Below are 17,002 nucleotides of genomic sequence, written 5' to 3'. Positions count from 1 at the left end.
CGATCCATCCGTCTGCATTATCCCGCACACGAAGAACGCACTCGACCATCAATGATCGAGCGCGCCGTAATGTCTACTTCACACGATCATGACGCCGGCCCGCAGGACGGCAAGTCATGATCGCTACGAAGGTTTTACCTGGATCAGGCTGCGACCGCGGTCGAGCGCTTCTTCACGACGTCGCGCTTCAGGCGGCGGGCCTTCAGCGAAAGCTTATCGTCGGAGGTCTTGACCAGCCAGTTGTCCAGCCCGCCATTGTGCTCGACCGAGCGCAGGCCATGCGTCGACACGCGCAGCCGGATCGAACGCTCGAGCGCGTCCGACAGCAGCGTGACGTTCTGCAGGTTCGGCAGGAACGTGCGCTTGGTCTTGTTGTTGGCGTGAGAAACGTTGTTCCCCACCTGCCGGCCCTTGCCGGTCAGCTCGCAGATGCGCGACATGTGAATAATCCTGATTTCGGTTGCCCGGAAAGTGGGCGCGATTAACGCGCATCGCGCCATCGGTCAAGCTGCAACCGCTGCAACCACCGTTGCGAACCGGCGTTGTTGAAGGAGCTAAGGCTGTCAAAGAGGGAGATAAGGGATGCGCACGCTTCTGGTGCTGATCGGTGTGGTGGCGTTGGTATTCCTCGCGGCATTGTTACTGGGGTTCGTCAAGTTCGACCAGACGCAGACCGCGCAGCTTCCCCGACTCGAGGGCGGCCAGGCACCCAAGTTCGATGCGGATGTCGCCAAGGTAAGTGTCGGGACCGAGAACAAGACGGTGGAGGTGCCGGACATCGATGTGCAGAAGCCGGGCGACACGAAGCGCTGATGCTGGTCGCCTGACGACATAGCGGGTAGGTGGCGGCATGTTCCCGCTGCCCCCCGCCATGCGCGCCGCGCTCGATGCCGCGCGTGCCGCCGGTCGGGATGGAGAGGTCCCGGTCGGTGCGGTAGTGACCCGAGCAGGTGCGATCGTGTCGATCGCCGCGAATGCGCCCCGACGGTTATGTGATCCTACCGCGCATGCCGAAATCCTCGCCATACGTGCGGCGTCCGTCACACTTGGGCGTGACAGGCTTGGCGACTGCGATCTTTGGGTCACCCTGGAGCCATGCGCGATGTGCGCCGGCGCGATTGCTCATGCGCGTCTGGGCAGGGTCTTCTACGGTGCCGACGATCCCAAGGGCGGGGCGATCGAACATGGGCCGCGGTTTTTCACGCAGCCGACCTGTCATCATCGTCCCGAGCTGTACTCCGGCATCGGTGCGATAGAAGCAGGAGCACTGCTACGTGCGTTCTTTGCGGAGCGGCGCTGACCCGTACCGTCGTCAGCGCCGCCGGGGTGGTCAGCGTCGTGTCACGTCGTTCTGCGACACCGGAACGATCTTGATTTCGACCCGCCGGTTGGCGGCGCGCCCGGTTTCGGTCTCGTTCGACTCGATCGGCTGAGTTTCTCCGAAGCCGCGGGTGGCGATTCGCGCTGCCTGTACGCTGTGGCTCGACAGATAATCGGCGACCGATACGGCGCGGCGCTCGGACAAGTCCTGATTGTAGGAGTCGCTGCCGGCCGAGTCGGTGTGGCCGTACACATCGACATAGGTTTGGTCATAGTCGGCCAGCACGCTGGCTACCTTGTCCAGCGTCGCGCGGAACTGCGGCTGCACCGCTGCCGAATTATAGGCGAAGTTGATCCCCGACGGGATGTTGAGCAGCAGGTCGTCGCCTTGACGCGTCACTTCGACATCGGTGCCGCGGGTACGATCCCGAAGATCACGTTCCTGTTTGTCCATGTAGGCACCGACCCCGGCGCCGGCGATCCCGCCGATGCCTGCGCCGATGATCTTCTCGGTCCGGTCGCGCCGGCCTCCGACCAGATCGCCCAGCAGATATCCGCCCAGTGCGCCACCAATGCCGCCGATTGCGGTCTTGGAGATCGTCCGCTGGCCGGTTTCGGGGTCGGTGGTGCACGCCGCCACGGTCACCAGCGAGGCACAGGCCAGCGCCCAGGCCAGTTTCGACGTCAGCTTCATCTCATTCCCCTTCATCATCCATGCCGGTCAACCCGACCCTGCAAAGGAATGTTCCGCAGGCGCACTGAACCGGGTCTGAAGCGCGTCGCCCACCATTTTGCCGCGCCGGCATTTTGCGCATTGTCGTAGACCGGCTTTGCCGCCAAGAGGATATGGAACCATGTTACCGCCGTTCCCCTGGACCGACGTCGTCATCATTCTGGCATTGGTGGCGCTGAACGGCGTCTTTGCGATGAGTGAGCTGGCGATCGTCTCCGCGCGCAAGGCGCGACTGGAGGCGATGGCGCGCAGTGGGCGGCGCGGTGCGGCGATTGCGATCGACCTGGCTGCCGATCCCGGCAAGTTCCTGTCGACGGTGCAGATCGGCATCACGTTGATCGGCATCATCGCCGGTGCCTATTCGGGCGCGAGCCTGGGTACGCCGACCGCGGCACGGCTGGAGACACTGGGCTTGAGCCACGCGCTGGCCGAGCGCCTGGGTTACGTGCTGGTGATCGCGCTCACCACCTACGCATCGCTGATCGTCGGCGAGCTGGTGCCCAAGCAATTCGCGTTGCGAAAGCCCGAGGCGGTCGCGACGCTTGTCGCCATACCGATGGCGTGGCTTGCGAAACTGACGAAGCCGATCGTCTGGGTGCTGGATGCTAGCAGTGCGCTGGCGTTTCGCATGCTTGGCCTCAACCGTGAGAACGAGGAGCAGGTGACCGCCGAGGAACTGCACCTGATCGTCGCCGAAGCCAGCAAGTCGGGGGTAATCGAGGAGCATGAGCGATCGATTATCTCAGGCGTGGTGCGGCTTGCCGACCGGCCGGTGCGAGAGGTCATGACGCCGCGCACGGAGGTCGACTGGCTGGACATCGCGCTGGACGATGCCGCGATTCGCACGAAGTTGCTCGACACACCGCACAGCCGCTTGCCAGTGGCGCGCGGCTCTATCGATGCGGTGGTCGGGGTGGTACAGGCGCGCGACGTGGCCAGGGCGCTGTTCCGTGGCGAGACGCTTGATCTGGAGCGTCTGGTGCGCAAGGCGCCGGTCGTGGTCGATCAGATCGATGCAATGGACGCACTGGATGCGCTGCGCCGGGCCGAAGTGCCGATGGCGCTGATCCACGACGAATACGGCCATTTCGAGGGGATCGTCACGCCGACCGATTTGCTGGCGGCCATCGCGGGCGAGTTCCTGTCGGATGCCGACCCGGATGAGAGCCCCAACGTGGTGGTGCGCGACGATGGCTCGTTGCTGGTTGCCGGTACGATGGCCGCCGATGCGCTAGCCGACCGGCTGGGCCTCGACCTGCCCGAGGACCGCGACTATGCCACGGTCGCGGGCCTCGCGCTGGCCGCGTTCCGCAAGCTTCCCGAAGAGGGCGAGAGCTTCGAGGAGCAGGGGTGGCGTTTCGAGGTGGTGGACCTCGATGGCCGCCGGATCGACAAGCTGCTGGTCAGCGAAGTCTGACGATACGGCTGCGTTGCCCGGCGGCAGCGCCACACCGGCTATCAAGCCACCTCAAGGATTTCGATTGCGTCGTCTTGGCCGTTGAACGCGACGCTTTCACCCGTTTCCGCACGCATCAACGCGCGCGCCAGCGGCGCGGAAAATGCGAGGAAGCCGGCGGGCGGATCGGCTTCGTCATCGCCGACCAGCGTTACCTCGCGCTCGCGCCCGGCCATCCGGAAGCGCACGCGGCTGCCGAACCCGACAACGCCGTCGTTGCGCGAGGCAGTGTCGATCGCGGTGGCGCGGCGGGTCTTCCAATAGCGTAGGTCGCGCGCGATCGGCTTGCGGGCTTCGTCGTCTTCGATCGCGGCGAGCGCCGCCTCGAGTTCGGCGACGCGCGCCTCGATCAGCGCCCGTCCGCGCGCCGTGACCAGATTGGGGCCGGAGGGTATCGGAAGTTCGAAACGTGGCTCCAGATGTTCCTCATCGCTTTCGCGGCGGAAGGCGACGCTCATCCCAGCTTGCCGAACTGCGCTTCATAGGCAGCGCGGTCGCCCTGGGCGAGCAGGCGCGACTGTTCGCGCCAGCGATCACGTTCCATACGACCCTGGAACACGCCTAGCTGGGCGTCCAGCTGCTGCGCCTCCGCATCGTCCAGCCACGCCAGCTGGTCGATCCGGGTAATGCCAAGCTCTTCCAGTCGCGAGGCGATTTTCGGCCCGAGTCCTTTCAGGATCGACACAGGCTGCGCGCCGGGTGCGGGGTCCGGGACCGTCGCGGCATCGGCGGCCACGGTGGCGGGAGTCGCATCGAGCGGCGCGGCTGCGGCGATCGGCTCATCCGGCATGACCGCGCCACGATCGTCACGGGCCGGCTCGGGCGAGGAAACAGCCGACGGCACGACCGGCGAGCTGGTCTCGGCGATATTCGTCGCCTCGACTCCCTCGGCCTTCAACTCCTCCATCCGGCGCTGTTCGTCAGCTTCGGCGGCCTTGCGTCGGCGCTTCAACCGTGCGCCCCAAAGCATTGCGATCACGGTCAATATCGCGAGTACCGCGACCAGCCCGAGCGTTACGGTGATTAGCGCGCCGTCCTGCGAGATCGGCTCCAAAGCATAACTGCCAGAATTCATGACCGCTTCCTGTGCCGAAAAGAGTGGAGGCTCAACCGTCGATGAGCGCCTTGGCTCCGATGTCGCGGCGGAAGAAGCCGCTGGGGAAGTCTACCTTGTCGACGGCCGCATAGGCCGCGCGCTGAGCGGCGGCCACGTCGCTGCCGGTCGCGGTGACCGCGAGAACGCGTCCGCCGCTCGACACCAATCGTCCTTCCTTCAACGCGGTACCGGCTTGAAACACGACCGCGCCGTCCGCCTCCGCCGCATCGATCGCGGCAATCGCACCGCCGGTGCGGGGGGTGGCGGGATAGCCATCCGCCGCCATTACTACCGTCAGGGCGACCCGATCGGAGAAGGTCGGGGCGGGGGTGTCGGCCAGACGCCCGCTGGCGACCGCGAGCAGGAGCGCGGCAAGATCGCCGGTGTAGCGCATCATCAGCACCTGACACTCCGGATCGCCGAATCTCACGTTATATTCGATCAGCTTGGGGCCGTCGGTGGTGAGCATCAGGCCAGCGTACAATACTCCGACATACGGTGTCCCTGCGGCCGCCAATGCATCGATCGTCGGGCGGACGATCTCGCCGAGCGCCTGTTCCTCAAGCGCCGAAGTAAGAACCGCCGCTGGGCTGTACGCACCCATGCCACCGGTATTCGGACCGGTATCGCCGTCCCCGACGCGCTTATGGTCCTGCGCGGAGCCGAATGAGACGCTGCTGGAACCATCGCACAGCACGAACAGGCTGGCCTCGGGACCTTCGAGCATTTCCTCGATCACCGCCTCGACCGGGCCGTGCGCGTACAGGTCGGCGATGGCAGCCTCGGCCTCGGCGCGGGTGGTGGCGACGACCACGCCCTTGCCGGCGGCGAGGCCATCGGCCTTGATGACGCAACGCTCGCCGAAATCGTCGAGGCACGCGAGCGCGCCGTCCTTCGTGGTGACGCGGAAGTAACGGGCGGTCGGGATGCCGACGCGCGCGCACAGATCCTTGGTGAAGCCCTTCGACCCTTCCAGCTTCGCCGCCTCGCGACCGGGGCCGAACACCGGTACGCCGATCGAGCGGATGTTGTCGGCGAGGCCGTCGACCAGCGGCGCTTCCGGACCGATCACGACGAGGCCAATGCGCTGGCGACGCACGAAATCGACCACGGCGCGGTGGTCCGTCACGTCCAGGTCGGCGATCGTCGCATGTTCGGCGATGCCGGGGTTGCCCGGCGCGGCGAAGAGCGTATCGAGCGTCGGAGACTGCGCCAGTTTCCAGGCGAGCGCATGTTCGCGTCCCCCCGAACCCACCAGCAGGATATTCATGGCCGACCCCCTATTCGATACGCAGGCGGGGCGGCTGGTAGCCGAGCCGGCGGCCGGCGACAATGCGATGGCGATCAGCGTCGGCGAACTGTCCGGGCGATTGAAGCGGATGGTGGAGGGCGAGTTCGGCCATGTCCGGTTGCGCGGCGAGATTTCCGGCTACAAGCGCGCGACTTCCGGTCACGTCTATCTCGCGTTGAAGGACGAGAGCGCGGTCATCGACGGAGTGATGTGGAAGGGGAGCGCCGCCGGCCTCGCCTTCCGCCCGGAAGACGGCGTCGAGGTGGTGGCGACCGGTCGACTGACGACCTTCCCCGGCCGGTCCAAGTATCAGATCGTCATCGAGCGCATGGAGCTGGCCGGGGCCGGGGCGCTGATGGCGTTGCTGGAGAAACTGAAGGCCAAGCTGGCGGGGGAGGGGCTGTTCGATCCGGCCCGCAAGAAGCCGCTGCCGTTCATGCCGCGGGTGATCGGGGTGGTGACGTCGCCGACCGGCGCGGTGATCCGCGACATCCTGCACCGGCTGGAAGATCGCTGCCCCACGCATGTGCTGGTTTGGCCGGTGAAGGTGCAGGGTGCAGGCGCGGCGGAGGAAGTGGCGGCGGCGGTACGCGGGTTCGATGCGCTGCCGGAGGGTGGCGCGGTGCCGCGCCCCGATCTGGTGATCGTCGCGCGCGGCGGCGGGTCGATCGAGGATTTGTGGGCGTTCAACGAGGAAGCGGTCGTGCGCGCCGTGGCAGGCTGTTCGATCCCGATCATCTCGGCAGTGGGGCACGAGACAGACAGGACCTTGTGCGACCATGCCGCCGACCTGCGCGCGCCGACCCCTACCGCCGCGGCGGAGATCGCTGTGCCGGTGCTGGCGGACCTGCGGCTGACGCTCGACGCGATGGCGAACCGCACGCAGCGGTGCGCGCGCCGGCATGTCGAGCGTGCGCGTGAGCGGCTGGAGGCGCTGGCGCGGGTGATGCCGACGCGCGACCGGCTGCTCGGGCCGCAACGGCAGCGGCTGGACGATCTGGGGATGCGCGGCGACCGTGCGCTGGAACGCCGGGTGGCGCGGGCGCGCGGCGAGTTGAACCACGCCGCCGGGGCGATCCGCCCGGCGACGCTGGAGCGGCGGCTGGAGGCGGCGCGGCGGCGGCTGACCGATGTCGGGCGGCTGGTCGACAGCCTGAACCCCGATCGCATCCTTGAACGTGGCTATGCGCGGGTCGAGGCGGCTGGCGGCGCGACGGTGACGACCGCCGATGCCGCGCGCGATGCCGGGGCGCTGAACCTGCGGTTCCGCGACGGTGCGGTGGCGGTGCAGGTCGACGGGAGTCCCCGACCGGAGCCCAAGGTTGAGCCCAAGGTTGAGCCCAAGGTTGAGCCCAAGGTTGAGCGAAGCCCGCGCCGTGCCTATCCTGACAAGCCCGAACAGCCGCGACTGATCTGAAAGCCCCGCTCATGCTGATGTCCCACACCGACCGCGTCGCCAAATTGCACTACATGGCCAATGGCTTCCGCATTCTGACGCCCGGCGATCATGTGGTGTGCGGGGTGAGCGGCGCGCGAATCGCGCTGGAGGACCTGCGTTACTGGGACGTGGCGACACAGCGTGCGTTCGCCAGCGGCGCGATCGCGTCGGCGGAGATGGCCCCGCGGTGATGCGCGTGCCGGTTGTGGTGGCGACGTCGTTGCTGGCCGGCGCGTGTATCGGCGCACCGTCACCGGTGCCGCCGGTCGCGGCGACGCCGATAACCCCACCTGCGCCGCGCCCGATGCTGCCGCCGCCGCCGCAACTGGTCGCACCCGACCGGTTCGGGTTGAGCGGTGCGTTGCGGCAGGGCGGGCTGACGCTGGGCCATGCACCAGAGGGGACGACCGGCCTGACGCTGGACGGCACGGCGGTCGCCATCGCACCGGACGGGCGGTTCGTGATCGCCTTCGACCGCGATGCCGCGGCGCAGGCGGTGCTGATCGCGGCACTGGCGGATGGCGCGACCCTGACGGCGACGCTGCCGATCGCGCCCGGCGCGTGGCGGATCGAGCGGTTGCCGACCTTGCGCAAGGTGCCGGTGCCCGGCGGCGAATTCGCGCGGGTTCGCGGCGGCGAACTGGCGCAGATCGTCGCGGCGCGCGCCCGGGGCGGCGACGCCGAAGGATGGCGACAGCGGTTCATCTGGCCGGCGACCGGCCGCATCTCCGGATTGTTCGGCGCGCAACGCATCTATGCCGGGGAGCCGGGCAGCTATCACGGCGGAGTCGATGTCGCGAAACCCGAGGGTGCGCCGGTCGTCGCACCGGCGGACGGGGTGGTGACGCTGGCGGCGGACCCGCCGTTCACGCTGGAAGGGCGGTTGCTGATCCTCGATCACGGGCACGGCGTGACCAGCGCGTTCCTGCATCTGTCCCGCATCGACGTGGCGGTCGGGCAAACGGTGCGGCAGGGCGCGCCGATCGGGCGCGTCGGGCGCACCGGGCGGGCGACCGGGCCGCATCTGCACTGGGCGATGACATGGAACGGCGCGCGGATCGACCCGATGCTGGTCGCGGGAGCGATGCCGGGGTGAGCGGCATGCCGCCGATGGCCCGTGCAACACTCTGGACCGGCCCGATTTTCCGCGACTGATGGGTGCCAGGCTGCTCGCCGATGATGATGGTCCATCGGTGCGGGCGCACGTCGCTCGCATGATCGGGCAGGTCTGCTCCATCCACCGGTCATGGCGAGCGTAGCGAAGCAATCCAGCGTTCTGTGCCACGCCCTCGACTATTTCGCTACGCTCGCCATTACGGTTCGATCGTATCTAGAGCGGTTGGATCGTCCGGTCAGGCCTTCGGCTGGCGAGACCGGCGGCGATGCGTGATATATGCCGACAACGCCACCACGGCGAGACTCGCCAATTGCATGACCGGCGCAATGCCGGGATGTGCGTTCAGCCATCGCATCAGCACCGGCGCGGTGACGATCGCGAAGCCGAGGGTCGCCGTGCTGGCGACGAGGGCGGCGAGGGCCAGCAGTGCACGCGTTCTTCGACTCACCGGCACGATCTCCGTTTTATGTGGCGGGAGTAACCATTGCCGATCCTACGGCGTTTCGAAACCCGCGGGTCGGCTTTTGCGCCGCGGCGCTTCAGCGGCGACGGGAGCGGACGTCGCCGGCTTCTATGTCAGCGCTCGCGATCATGGGTGGCGACGGCGCGCGATCACGCGTCGCGCGGCACCATCACCTCGATCACGCCCGCCGCGACGTGCGCCGTAACGGGGGTATGCGCCAGCACCTCGCCATCGATCGAGATCGGCAGCGGCGGGTCGGTGCGTACGGTGATCGACTTGCCGGAGAAGCTGACCGTGTCGTGATGGCGTTCGTTGCGGCCGAGAAAGCTGTACGCCCAGTTGCGGACCAGGCGACGCTTGTAATGGCCCTTCACCGCCTGCACCACGATCTCCCTCGAGGCGATGCCGGCCTCGTCCACCAGCCACGTGCCGCCGTGATACGGGCCATTGGAGATACGTACCTCGACGACGCGCAGCTTCTTCTCGCCCTCGCCATTGTCGACGTAGAGGGTGAAGGGTTTGAAGCGCGACAGCTGGTAGCCGGCCCAGCCGAGATAGCCGACGCGGCCCAGCATCTTCTTCAGGTTATGCGGCACGGTCTCGGCGATCTGCGGGCTGATCCCCATCGCCGCGCAATTGGCGAAATAATCGTCGTCGATCATGCCCAGGTCGATCCGCTTGGGTACGCCCGTCTTCAGCACGTCGATCGCGCCCTCGATATCGAGCGGCAGGCCGAGCGAGCGCGCGAAGCTGTTGGCGGTGCCGAGCGGCAGGACGCCGAGGATGACATCGTGCCCGACCAGCAGGTCGACCAGCCCGCTGATCGTACCGTCGCCGCCGCCCAGGATCACGAGGTCCGGCTTCTTCTCCAGCGCCTTGCGCACAGTGCGATCGAGGTGGGCGGGATCCTTTACCGCGTGCGGTACGACGGGGAACGGCAGGTCGCGCAGGCGGCGACAGGCGCGCTTGAACAGCTTGCGACCGCGACGCGAACGCGCGTTCACGATCAGGACGGCGGAGCGGATCTCTGTCATGCCTCGCCCAACGCACGACCGGGCGTTTCGCCCCCGTAACGCTTGCGTGCGCGCACGGATTGCGGGAAAGCGTGGCGATGCACGCCGCTTACCCCGCGCTGCGCTTGCGCCGCACCCGTGCCGCCGCGTGGAGCCGACGGCTCCATGCCGAGAACGTCCTGACCCCGGCCGATCTGATCTGGCCGTTGTTCGTCACTGCCGGAAGGGATGTGGAGGAGCCGATCGCCGCGCTGCCGGGCGTGTCGCGCTGGTCGGTCGACCGGATCGTCGCGCGCGCGCGGGAGGCGCGCGATCTGGGCATACCGTGCCTTGCGCTGTTCCCGAACACCCAGGCGGAGCGGCGCAGCGACGACGGTGCGGAGGCGCTTAGCCCGGACAATCTGATGTGTCAGGCGCTGCGCGCGATCCGTGATGCGGTGCCCGACATCGGGCTGCTGACCGACGTCGCGCTGGACCCCTATACGACTCACGGGCACGACGGGCTGGTCGACGAACGCGGCTATGTGTCGAACGACGCGACCGTCGCGGCGCTGGTCGAGCAGGCGCTGAACCAGGCGCGCAACGGATCGGACGTGATCGCGCCCAGCGACATGATGGACGGGCGGGTCGGCGTGATCCGCGCCGCGCTGGAGCGCGAGGGTTTCGCCAACGTGCAGATCATGGCCTATGCCGCGAAATACGCCTCCGCTTTCTACGGGCCGTTCCGCGATGCGGTGGGCAGCCGCGGGCTGCTGAAGGGCGACAAGACCACCTACCAGATGAATCCCGCGAACGCCGAAGAGGCGCTGCGCGAAGTGGCGCTCGACATCGCCGAGGGCGCGGACAGCGTGATGGTGAAGCCGGGGATGCCGTATCTCGACATCGTCGCGAAGGTGAAACAGGCGTTCGCGGTGCCGGTGTTCGCGTACCAGGTGTCCGGCGAATATGCGATGATCGAGGCTGCGGTGGCGGCGGGGGCGGCGGATCGCGACGCGATGGTGCTGGAGACGTTGATGGCGTTCAAGCGCGCGGGCTGTTCGGGCGTGCTTACCTATCATGCGGTGCATGCCGCGCGGTTGCTGGGCGCGTGATCGCAACGCCGCGCCTGATCCTGCGCGCGCCGGTCGCCGCCGACCATGCGGCGTTATGGGCGATGTGGCGCGATCCGGTGGTGATGGCCGATCTGGGCGGTGCGAAGGACGACGCGGCGTGCGCGGCGGTGCTGGCGCGGCACGCCGGCTATGCACCGCTCGGCTTCGGCGTGGTCGAGCGGCGCGATAGTGGCGCGGTGATCGGGCATGTCGGGTTGAAGCCGGGCGCGGCCGGCACGCCGATCGCGGGATTGCTGGAGATCGGCTGGATCGTCGCGCGCCCGCATTGGGGCAGCGGCTACGCGCGCGAGGCGGCGGCGGCGTGGCTCGACTGGGCATGGCGCCACCGCGAGGAGCCGGCGGTCCACGCGATCACCGCGCGACGCAATGCCGCCAGCCGACGGGTCATGGAGCGGCTGGGGATGGTGCATGTCCCCACGCTGGACTTCGCGCACCCGGCCCATGCGGACGATCCGGCGCTGGCGGATACGGCGACCTATCGGATCGAGCGGCCGTAGCGCGATGGTAATCGGGACCGACCGGCTGTTCTTGCGCGGCTGGCGGGAGGACGATGTGCCGCCCTTTCACGCCATGGGGCAGGACGCGGAGGTGATGCGCTACCTTGGCCCGCCCACCACCCCCGCCGGCGCGCGGGCGATGTGGCGGGAGCAGAACGATACGGCGACCCGGTTCGGGCGATGCCTGTGGGCGGTCGAGCGCCGGGTCGACGGCGCGTTCATCGGATTTTGCGGCGTGGAGCCGGGACCGTCCGACAGCCCGATCGCCGGCCTTCCGGAAATCGGGTGGCGGCTGGCGCGGCACGCCTGGGGTCACGGCTATGCGGCGGAGGCGGCGCGTGCGGTGCTGGCAGCGGAGTGGCTGCGCGGCACCACGATCGTCGTGGCGGCGACCGTGCCCGCCAACCAGCGCAGCCGCGCGTTGATGGAGCGCCTCGGCATGGTGCGCGACGTCGCCGGCGACTTCGGGCATCCCGATGTGCCACCGAACAGCCCGTTGCGCGTTCAGGCGTTGTACCGCATCGCGAGGCCAGCCTGATCGATACTTCTCCCCGCGGCACCCGCGGCCTGTTCGTCGCGACGATCCTGACGGGATCGTTCCTGCTGTTCCTCGTCCAGCCGATGATCGCGCGGATCGCGCTGCCGCGGCTGGGCGGCGCACCGGCGGTGTGGAACTCGGCGATGCTCGTCTATCAGGCGCTGCTGCTGGGCGGCTATGGCTATGCGCACCTGTTGAGCCGCATCGCGCCGCAGCGACAGCGGCTGGTGCATCTGGCGGTGTTGCTGGCGGCGTGCGCGTTCCTGCCGATCGGGCTGAATGACCGGGCGCTGCCGGACGGAGCGGAGCCGGCATTGTGGGTCCCATACCTGTTCGTGGTGTCGATCGGGCCGTTGTTCTTCGCGGTGTCGGCGCAGGCACCGCTGATGCAGCGCTGGTTCGCCAGCGCGCGGCCGGGCGCGGACCCCTATGCCTTGTATGCCGCATCGAACCTGGGGAGTTTCGCGGGGTTGCTCGCCTTTCCGCTGCTGGTCGAACCGTTGCTGACGGTCACGCGGCAGCGGTGGTTGTGGACCGGCGGCTACGTGTTGCTGATCGTGCTGGTCGCCGGGTGCGCGTTGCGGCTGCCCGCCGCCGGTGCGGTGGCATCGCAGTCCGCCAGGCGCCCCGCGCCGGGGCGCACACGGGTGCTGCGCTGGATCGCGCTGGGGTTCGTGCCGTCCGGGATGATGCTGGCGACCAGCACCTTCGTCAGCACCGATCTGGTCGCGATGCCGCTGCTGTGGGTGATCCCGCTGGCGATCTACCTGCTGAGCTTCTCGATCGCATTCGCGGCGCGGCGCGGGGTGGCCGACCTGCTGACCGGCAGCGCGCCGGTGACGATCGTGCTGTTCGGCGGCGTGTTGATGGGTGGCTTCGCCGAGCGCGCGACATTCAGCGCGGTGACCGCGCTGATCCTGCTGTTCATGATCTCGGTCGCGCTGCACACGCAATTGTACCGGCTGCGTCCCGAGCCGGCGCGACTGACCGGTTTCTATCTGGCGATGTCGTTCGGCGGCGCACTGGGCGGCGTGTTCGCGGGGCTGGTCGCGCCGACTTTGTTCGACTGGACGTGGGAATATCCGCTGCTGATCCTCGCCGCCGGGGCGCTGGTGCCGCAGACGTACCTGATGCCGGCCTTGCGCGCATTCTGGCAACGGCGGGGGATGGTGGTGGCGGGCGCGGTAGCGATCGCCGGCCTGTGCGGCCTGGCGCTGATGGTGATCGGACGCGAGCCGGGCGGGTTCCGTGACGTACGGCATGTCGGCGCGATCTTCGCGGTCGTGGCGCTGGGTGGATTGGTGTCGCTGGGCGCGCGGGTGCCGTACCTGCTGATGCTGGCAAGCGGCCTGTTGCTGTTCGGGGGCGCGCGGGCGGTGTCGCTGTCGCTGGAGCCGGGCGCGCGGGTGCGCAGCTATTTCGGAGTATATACCGTCGCGGACGAGTCGCGGCGGCGGACGCTGATCCACGGCACCACCCTGCACGGCGTGCAATTGACCGGCACCCCCGCGCGTGAGCGGACGCCGACGACCTATTACACTCCCGACTCGGGCGTCGGACGCGTCATGCGCGCCGCGCCGCTGGTGTTCGGGCCGGGCGCGCGGATCGGTGTGGTCGGGCTGGGGACCGGCACGCTGGCCTGTTATGCGCAAGCCGGGCAGCAATGGCGCTTCTACGAGATCGATCCGGCGATGGCGGCGCTGACGCGGGCGCGGCGCTTCACCTTCGTCGCCGATTGCGCGCCGGACGCGACGATCGTGCTGGGCGATGCACGCCTGTCGCTGGAGCGCGCCGCGCCCGCCAGCCTCGACGTGCTCGCGCTCGATGCCTTTTCGTCGGACGCGGTGCCTATGCACCTGCTGACGCGGGAGGCGTTCGCCGCCTACGCACGGGTGCTGTCGCGCCACGGCGTGCTGGCGGTGCATATCTCCAATCGCTTCGTCAATCTGCGCCCGGTGGTCGCCGCCGCGGCGCGCGCAGGCGGATGGCAGGCGCTGATCCTCGACCACCGCCCGTCATTGTTGCAGGAGGAGGAAACGCCGTCGTCATGGGTGGTGATGACGCGCGATCCCTGGACGCTGGCGCTGGTGACCGGCGACGAAGGCGAGTGGAAGACGCTGCGGCGGCGGCCCGGTTTCGCGGGCTGGACCGACGATTACGCGAGCATCCTGCCGTTGTTGACGTTTTCGCCCTGACCCGCGCCGGGGCGGGTTCCCTCAGGCGCCGGGGAGCGTCGCGGTGAGCGCGTCGATGCGGGCAGTCTGCGCGGTGGCGGCGGTGCGGGCGGCGGCCAGTTCACGCTCCAGCGGCGGGTAGGAGGGCTGCAACGCCTGCGCCCGCGTGCTCGCCAGTTCCTCCAGCGCGCCGACCGCATCGCCGTGCGTCGAGCGCAGGGCGTCGAGATCGGCGATCGCGGTCTGTGCGGTGATCCACGCATCGCTGCCGACCTTTGCGCCGCGTGCCGCACGCGCCAGCGACGCCGCACCGGCCGCCGCGCGATCGAAGTCGCGGACGGCGGTGGCGCGCTGCTGCACGATCCCGGCGAGACGGGCATCCAGCGCCGGATCGGCCATCGCCGGGGGCGTCGGGGGCGCGACGGGTTCCGCAAAACCCTGCTGCTCCGCAGGGCGCGGCGCGAGCGAGGGATAGACGGTCGGATCGGCCGCACAGGCACCGAGGAACGACAGCAAGGCGAGCAGGGCGAGGGGGCGGTGCATGTTTTTTGCCTAGAGCGCCGAAAAAAATGACGCAACGCCCTTGCGTGGTCCGGATTCGCCGGGTAACAGCGCCCCTCCACAGCGCACCCATAGCTCAGCTGGATAGAGCATCAGACTACGAATCTGAGGGTCGGGCGTTCGAATCGCTCTGGGTGCACCAAGATTTCCGTCGGTGGGCGGGCAAAAGCCGGGTCAGAAATGACCCGGCTTTTTCGCGTCCGGCGTTCGCCGGATCGCAGGCTTCACTGGCGCGGTTCGCGCAAAAGGCCGCAGCTCCTGTCGGAGCCACGGCCTCTACTGCTGCAATCCGCCGTACAAGCGTGGCGTTACTCGGCGGCGACGCCGGCGCGTGCGAACATGTCACCCATTTCGGTCGGGTCCTCGTTCGCGACCGCGGGGGCGATGCGCGCCTTCTTGCGCTTGTCGAAGCTGTCCCACACGTCGTTCCACTGGCCGCGCGTCGCCGCCTTGGAATATTCGGTGGCACGCGTCTCGAAAAAGTTCGCATGCTCGACGCCGTTGAGCAGCGGGGTGAGCCACGGGATCGGATGCTCGTCGATCATGTAGATCGGCTTCAGCCCGAGCTGCCCCATCCGCCAGTCGGCGATGTAGCGGATGTACTTCTTGATGTCCTTGGCGGTCATCCCGTTCACCGGCCCCATCTCGAACGCGAGATCGATGAAATTGTCCTCCAGCCGGATCGTCGTCTGGCACACGTCGGCGATGTCGGCCTTCACCGCCTTGGTCAGGCACTGACGCTCCTGACAGAAGGTGTGGAACATCTTGATAATGCCCTCGCAGTGCAGGCTTTCGTCGCGGACCGACCAGGTCACGATCTGCCCCATGCCCTTCATCTTGTTGAAGCGCGGGAAGTTCATCAGCATCGCGAAGCTGGCGAACAGCTGAACCCCCTCCGTGAAGCCGCCGAACATCGCCAGCGTGCGGGCAATGTCCTCGTCGCTGTCGACGCCGAAGTTCTGCATGTAATCATGCTTCTCCTTCAGCTCGCTATACTCCAGGAAGGCGCCATATTCGCTTTCCGGCATCCCGATCGTATCGAGCAGGTGCGAATAGGCGGCGATATGGACCGTTTCCATGTTGCTGAACGCGGTCAGCATCATCTTGATCTCGGTCGGCTTGAACACGCGACCGTATTTTTCGTGGTAGCAATCCTGCACTTCCACATCCGCCTGCGTGAAGAAGCGGAAGATCTGCGTCAGCAGGTTGCGTTCGTGATCGGTCAGCTTCTGCGCCCAGTCACGGCAATCCTCGCCGAGCGGCACTTCTTCGGGAAGCCAGTGCAGCTGTTGCTGGCGCTTCCAATATTCGAACGCCCATGGGTATTCGAACGGCTTATACTGTTTGGACGCGTGAAGAAGCGACATGGATTTACTCCGAAAACGCGGAAAAGAGAGATTGAATAATCATGAGCGCACCGACGACAGGGCCGGCGACAGCGATGGCACGGATGAAGCGACGATCGTTCGATGGCCAGGCGGGCGAGCGGTACGTCGCCGGCCGGCGCAGCATCGTCACGCCGTTGCCGACCGTGACAAGGCCGGCCGCCGCGCCGATGATGTAAGCGACGTGCAGGCTCATGCCTCCACGCTCCATTGCCACATCGCCCAGGCGGACATCGCCAGCACGACGCCGCCCGACAGCGCCATGATGCCGACCATACGGTAGACGTAGACGCGCGCCGGCCCCTGCGGCTGGCGCAACTGCCACAGCAGCCACGTGCCGCCGAGGCCGAAGACGGCGGCCACCGCGAACATGATCGCGGATTGCAACGGCAATGTCTCGATCATGCGACCAAAGCCGTCGCAGCGCGTTTGCCGCCCAACCCCAACCAAGGAGAACGACGATGGTCGATGCCAGCCAGATCAAGGAACATGCCGAAGTGATCGGCGCGGACGGCGTGCATGTCGGCACCGTCGACCATGTCGACGGCGACCGCATCAAGCTGACGAAGAACGACTCGCCGTCCACCGAGGACGGGCAGGGCGCGAAGCACCATTACCTGCCGCTCGGCCTGGTCGCGGAGATCGAGGGCGAGACGGTGCGGCTGTCCGCCACCGCGCAGAACGCGCAGGACATGTTCGAGGAAGACGAATGACGCACGCCTGACACGGCGACGCGACGACGCCCCGGCCACCGCATGGTGCGCCGGGGTTTCGTTTGCCTGCCGTAGCGTGTCGTCGATCGTCCGCA

The 17,002-nt window shown here is 67.8% G+C and carries 22 protein-coding genes and 1 tRNA gene; 12 read left to right on the top strand and 11 right to left on the bottom strand.

Annotated features, from left to right (window positions below):
• Positions 1-143: 143 nt before the first annotated feature.
• Positions 144-440: a 50S ribosomal protein L28 gene (gene rpmB, locus ASE95_RS13995; protein WP_056637455.1), complete on the bottom strand. Its 297-nt coding sequence runs from the start codon at positions 438-440 to the stop codon at positions 144-146.
• A gap of 142 nt (positions 441-582) precedes the next feature.
• On the opposite strand from rpmB, the gene ASE95_RS13990 reads away from it, so the two are divergent.
• Together ASE95_RS13990 and ASE95_RS13985 are read left to right on the top strand one after the other, a co-directional pair.
• Positions 583-813 carry a hypothetical protein gene (locus ASE95_RS13990; RefSeq protein WP_056637452.1) on the top strand — a complete coding sequence of 77 codons (231 nt, stop codon included), beginning with the start codon at positions 583-585 and terminating at the stop codon, positions 811-813.
• A gap of 58 nt (positions 814-871) precedes the next feature.
• Positions 872-1,300: a nucleoside deaminase gene (locus ASE95_RS13985; protein WP_056637799.1), complete on the top strand. Its 429-nt coding sequence runs from the start codon at positions 872-874 to the stop codon at positions 1,298-1,300.
• Positions 1,301-1,330: 30 nt separating this feature from the next.
• Here ASE95_RS13985 and ASE95_RS13980 read toward each other — a convergent pair whose 3' ends face one another.
• Complete coding sequence (locus ASE95_RS13980; protein ID WP_056637796.1) at positions 1,331-2,014, bottom strand: OmpA family protein; 684 nt, start codon at positions 2,012-2,014, stop codon at positions 1,331-1,333.
• 160 nt (positions 2,015-2,174) lie between these two features.
• On the opposite strand from ASE95_RS13980, the gene ASE95_RS13975 reads away from it, so the two are divergent.
• The gene (locus tag ASE95_RS13975) at positions 2,175-3,470 is read left to right on the top strand and encodes a hemolysin family protein (RefSeq protein WP_056637443.1); all 1,296 of its coding nucleotides are present in this window, start codon (positions 2,175-2,177) and stop codon (positions 3,468-3,470) included.
• Positions 3,471-3,511: 41 nt separating this feature from the next.
• On the opposite strand, the gene ASE95_RS13970 is transcribed toward ASE95_RS13975, so the two are convergent.
• From ASE95_RS13970 to purD, 3 genes are read right to left on the bottom strand one after another with little or no spacing between them, the layout of a single operon-like run.
• Positions 3,512-3,967, bottom strand: coding sequence for a GreA/GreB family elongation factor (locus ASE95_RS13970; RefSeq protein ID WP_056637438.1), 456 nt, complete (start codon positions 3,965-3,967; stop codon positions 3,512-3,514).
• Complete coding sequence (locus tag ASE95_RS13965; RefSeq protein ID WP_056637434.1) at positions 3,964-4,584, bottom strand: hypothetical protein; 621 nt, start codon at positions 4,582-4,584, stop codon at positions 3,964-3,966. The genes ASE95_RS13970 and ASE95_RS13965 overlap by 4 nt, the downstream gene beginning before the upstream one ends.
• A 31-nt stretch (positions 4,585-4,615) precedes the next feature.
• Positions 4,616-5,875, bottom strand: a complete 1,260-nt coding sequence (gene purD, locus ASE95_RS13960; RefSeq protein ID WP_056637431.1) for a phosphoribosylamine--glycine ligase — start codon at positions 5,873-5,875, stop codon at positions 4,616-4,618.
• Between purD and xseA the strand changes: the two genes are divergently transcribed.
• Genes xseA through ASE95_RS13945 form a run of 3 tightly spaced genes read left to right on the top strand, consistent with a single transcriptional unit; the run spans position 5,874 to position 8,430 of the window.
• Positions 5,874-7,313, top strand: coding sequence for an exodeoxyribonuclease VII large subunit (xseA, locus tag ASE95_RS13955; RefSeq protein WP_056637426.1), 1,440 nt, complete (start codon positions 5,874-5,876; stop codon positions 7,311-7,313). The two genes, purD and xseA, sit on opposite strands and share 2 nt — an antisense overlap.
• A gap of 11 nt (positions 7,314-7,324) precedes the next feature.
• On the top strand, positions 7,325-7,525 hold the full coding sequence (locus ASE95_RS13950) for a DUF2093 domain-containing protein (protein ID WP_056637424.1): 201 nt from the start codon (positions 7,325-7,327) through the stop codon (positions 7,523-7,525).
• Complete coding sequence (locus ASE95_RS13945; RefSeq protein ID WP_056637420.1) at positions 7,525-8,430, top strand: M23 family metallopeptidase; 906 nt, start codon at positions 7,525-7,527, stop codon at positions 8,428-8,430. The genes ASE95_RS13950 and ASE95_RS13945 overlap by 1 nt, the downstream gene beginning before the upstream one ends.
• Before the next feature lie 256 nt (positions 8,431-8,686).
• Here the strand turns inward: ASE95_RS13945 and ASE95_RS13940 are convergent, their stop codons facing one another.
• Together ASE95_RS13940 and ASE95_RS13935 are read right to left on the bottom strand one after the other, a co-directional pair.
• Entirely contained in the window at positions 8,687-8,899 is a 213-nt protein-coding gene (locus ASE95_RS13940) for a hypothetical protein (protein ID WP_056637418.1), read from the bottom strand.
• A 164-nt stretch (positions 8,900-9,063) separates the two neighbouring features.
• Positions 9,064-9,948: a diacylglycerol/lipid kinase family protein gene (locus tag ASE95_RS13935; protein WP_056637414.1), complete on the bottom strand. Its 885-nt coding sequence runs from the start codon at positions 9,946-9,948 to the stop codon at positions 9,064-9,066.
• Positions 9,949-10,025: 77 nt separating this feature from the next.
• On the opposite strand from ASE95_RS13935, the gene hemB reads away from it, so the two are divergent.
• From hemB to ASE95_RS13915, 4 genes are all read left to right on the top strand, one after another.
• A complete protein-coding gene (gene hemB / locus ASE95_RS13930) occupies positions 10,026-11,018 on the top strand; it encodes a porphobilinogen synthase (RefSeq protein WP_056637795.1) in 993 nt (330 codons plus the stop codon).
• The gene (locus ASE95_RS13925; protein ID WP_056637412.1) at positions 11,015-11,536 is read left to right on the top strand and encodes a GNAT family N-acetyltransferase; all 522 of its coding nucleotides are present in this window, start codon (positions 11,015-11,017) and stop codon (positions 11,534-11,536) included. The genes hemB and ASE95_RS13925 overlap by 4 nt, the downstream gene beginning before the upstream one ends.
• Positions 11,537-11,540: 4 nt before the next feature.
• Positions 11,541-12,074 carry a GNAT family N-acetyltransferase gene (locus ASE95_RS13920; protein WP_056637410.1) on the top strand — a complete coding sequence of 178 codons (534 nt, stop codon included), beginning with the start codon at positions 11,541-11,543 and terminating at the stop codon, positions 12,072-12,074.
• 83 nt (positions 12,075-12,157) lie between these two features.
• Positions 12,158-14,269 (top strand): spermidine synthase, encoded by a 2,112-nt coding sequence (locus ASE95_RS13915; RefSeq protein WP_200918838.1) that lies wholly within the window; start codon positions 12,158-12,160, stop codon positions 14,267-14,269.
• A gap of 21 nt (positions 14,270-14,290) precedes the next feature.
• Here the strand turns inward: ASE95_RS13915 and ASE95_RS13910 are convergent, their stop codons facing one another.
• The gene (locus tag ASE95_RS13910) at positions 14,291-14,791 is read right to left on the bottom strand and encodes a hypothetical protein (protein WP_056637407.1); all 501 of its coding nucleotides are present in this window, start codon (positions 14,789-14,791) and stop codon (positions 14,291-14,293) included.
• 83 nt (positions 14,792-14,874) lie between these two features.
• On the opposite strand from ASE95_RS13910, the gene ASE95_RS13905 reads away from it, so the two are divergent.
• A tRNA-Arg gene (locus ASE95_RS13905) sits at positions 14,875-14,951 on the top strand.
• Between the two features lie 166 nt (positions 14,952-15,117).
• Here the strand turns inward: ASE95_RS13905 and ASE95_RS13900 are convergent.
• From ASE95_RS13900 to ASE95_RS13890, 3 genes are read right to left on the bottom strand one after another with little or no spacing between them, the layout of a single operon-like run.
• Positions 15,118-16,176 carry a ribonucleotide-diphosphate reductase subunit beta gene (locus ASE95_RS13900; RefSeq protein WP_056637405.1) on the bottom strand — a complete coding sequence of 353 codons (1,059 nt, stop codon included), beginning with the start codon at positions 16,174-16,176 and terminating at the stop codon, positions 15,118-15,120.
• Between the two features lie 4 nt (positions 16,177-16,180).
• The gene (locus tag ASE95_RS13895; RefSeq protein WP_056637401.1) at positions 16,181-16,390 is read right to left on the bottom strand and encodes a hypothetical protein; all 210 of its coding nucleotides are present in this window, start codon (positions 16,388-16,390) and stop codon (positions 16,181-16,183) included.
• A complete protein-coding gene (locus ASE95_RS13890) occupies positions 16,387-16,599 on the bottom strand; it encodes a hypothetical protein (protein WP_056637398.1) in 213 nt (70 codons plus the stop codon). Before ASE95_RS13890 ends, ASE95_RS13895 begins: the two co-directional genes overlap by 4 nt.
• A 56-nt stretch (positions 16,600-16,655) precedes the next feature.
• On the opposite strand from ASE95_RS13890, the gene ASE95_RS13885 reads away from it, so the two are divergent.
• Positions 16,656-16,907, top strand: a complete 252-nt coding sequence (locus ASE95_RS13885) for a DUF2171 domain-containing protein (protein WP_056637391.1) — start codon at positions 16,656-16,658, stop codon at positions 16,905-16,907.
• The last annotated feature ends 95 nt before the right edge of the window (positions 16,908-17,002 follow it).

The organism is Sphingomonas sp. Leaf231 (assembly GCF_001421995.1).
In the GTDB taxonomy this organism is placed as follows: Bacteria; Pseudomonadota; Alphaproteobacteria; order Sphingomonadales; family Sphingomonadaceae; genus Sphingomonas.
The sequence above is the reverse complement of the archived record's forward strand: the minus strand, read 5'-3'. Positions and strand labels throughout refer to the sequence as shown.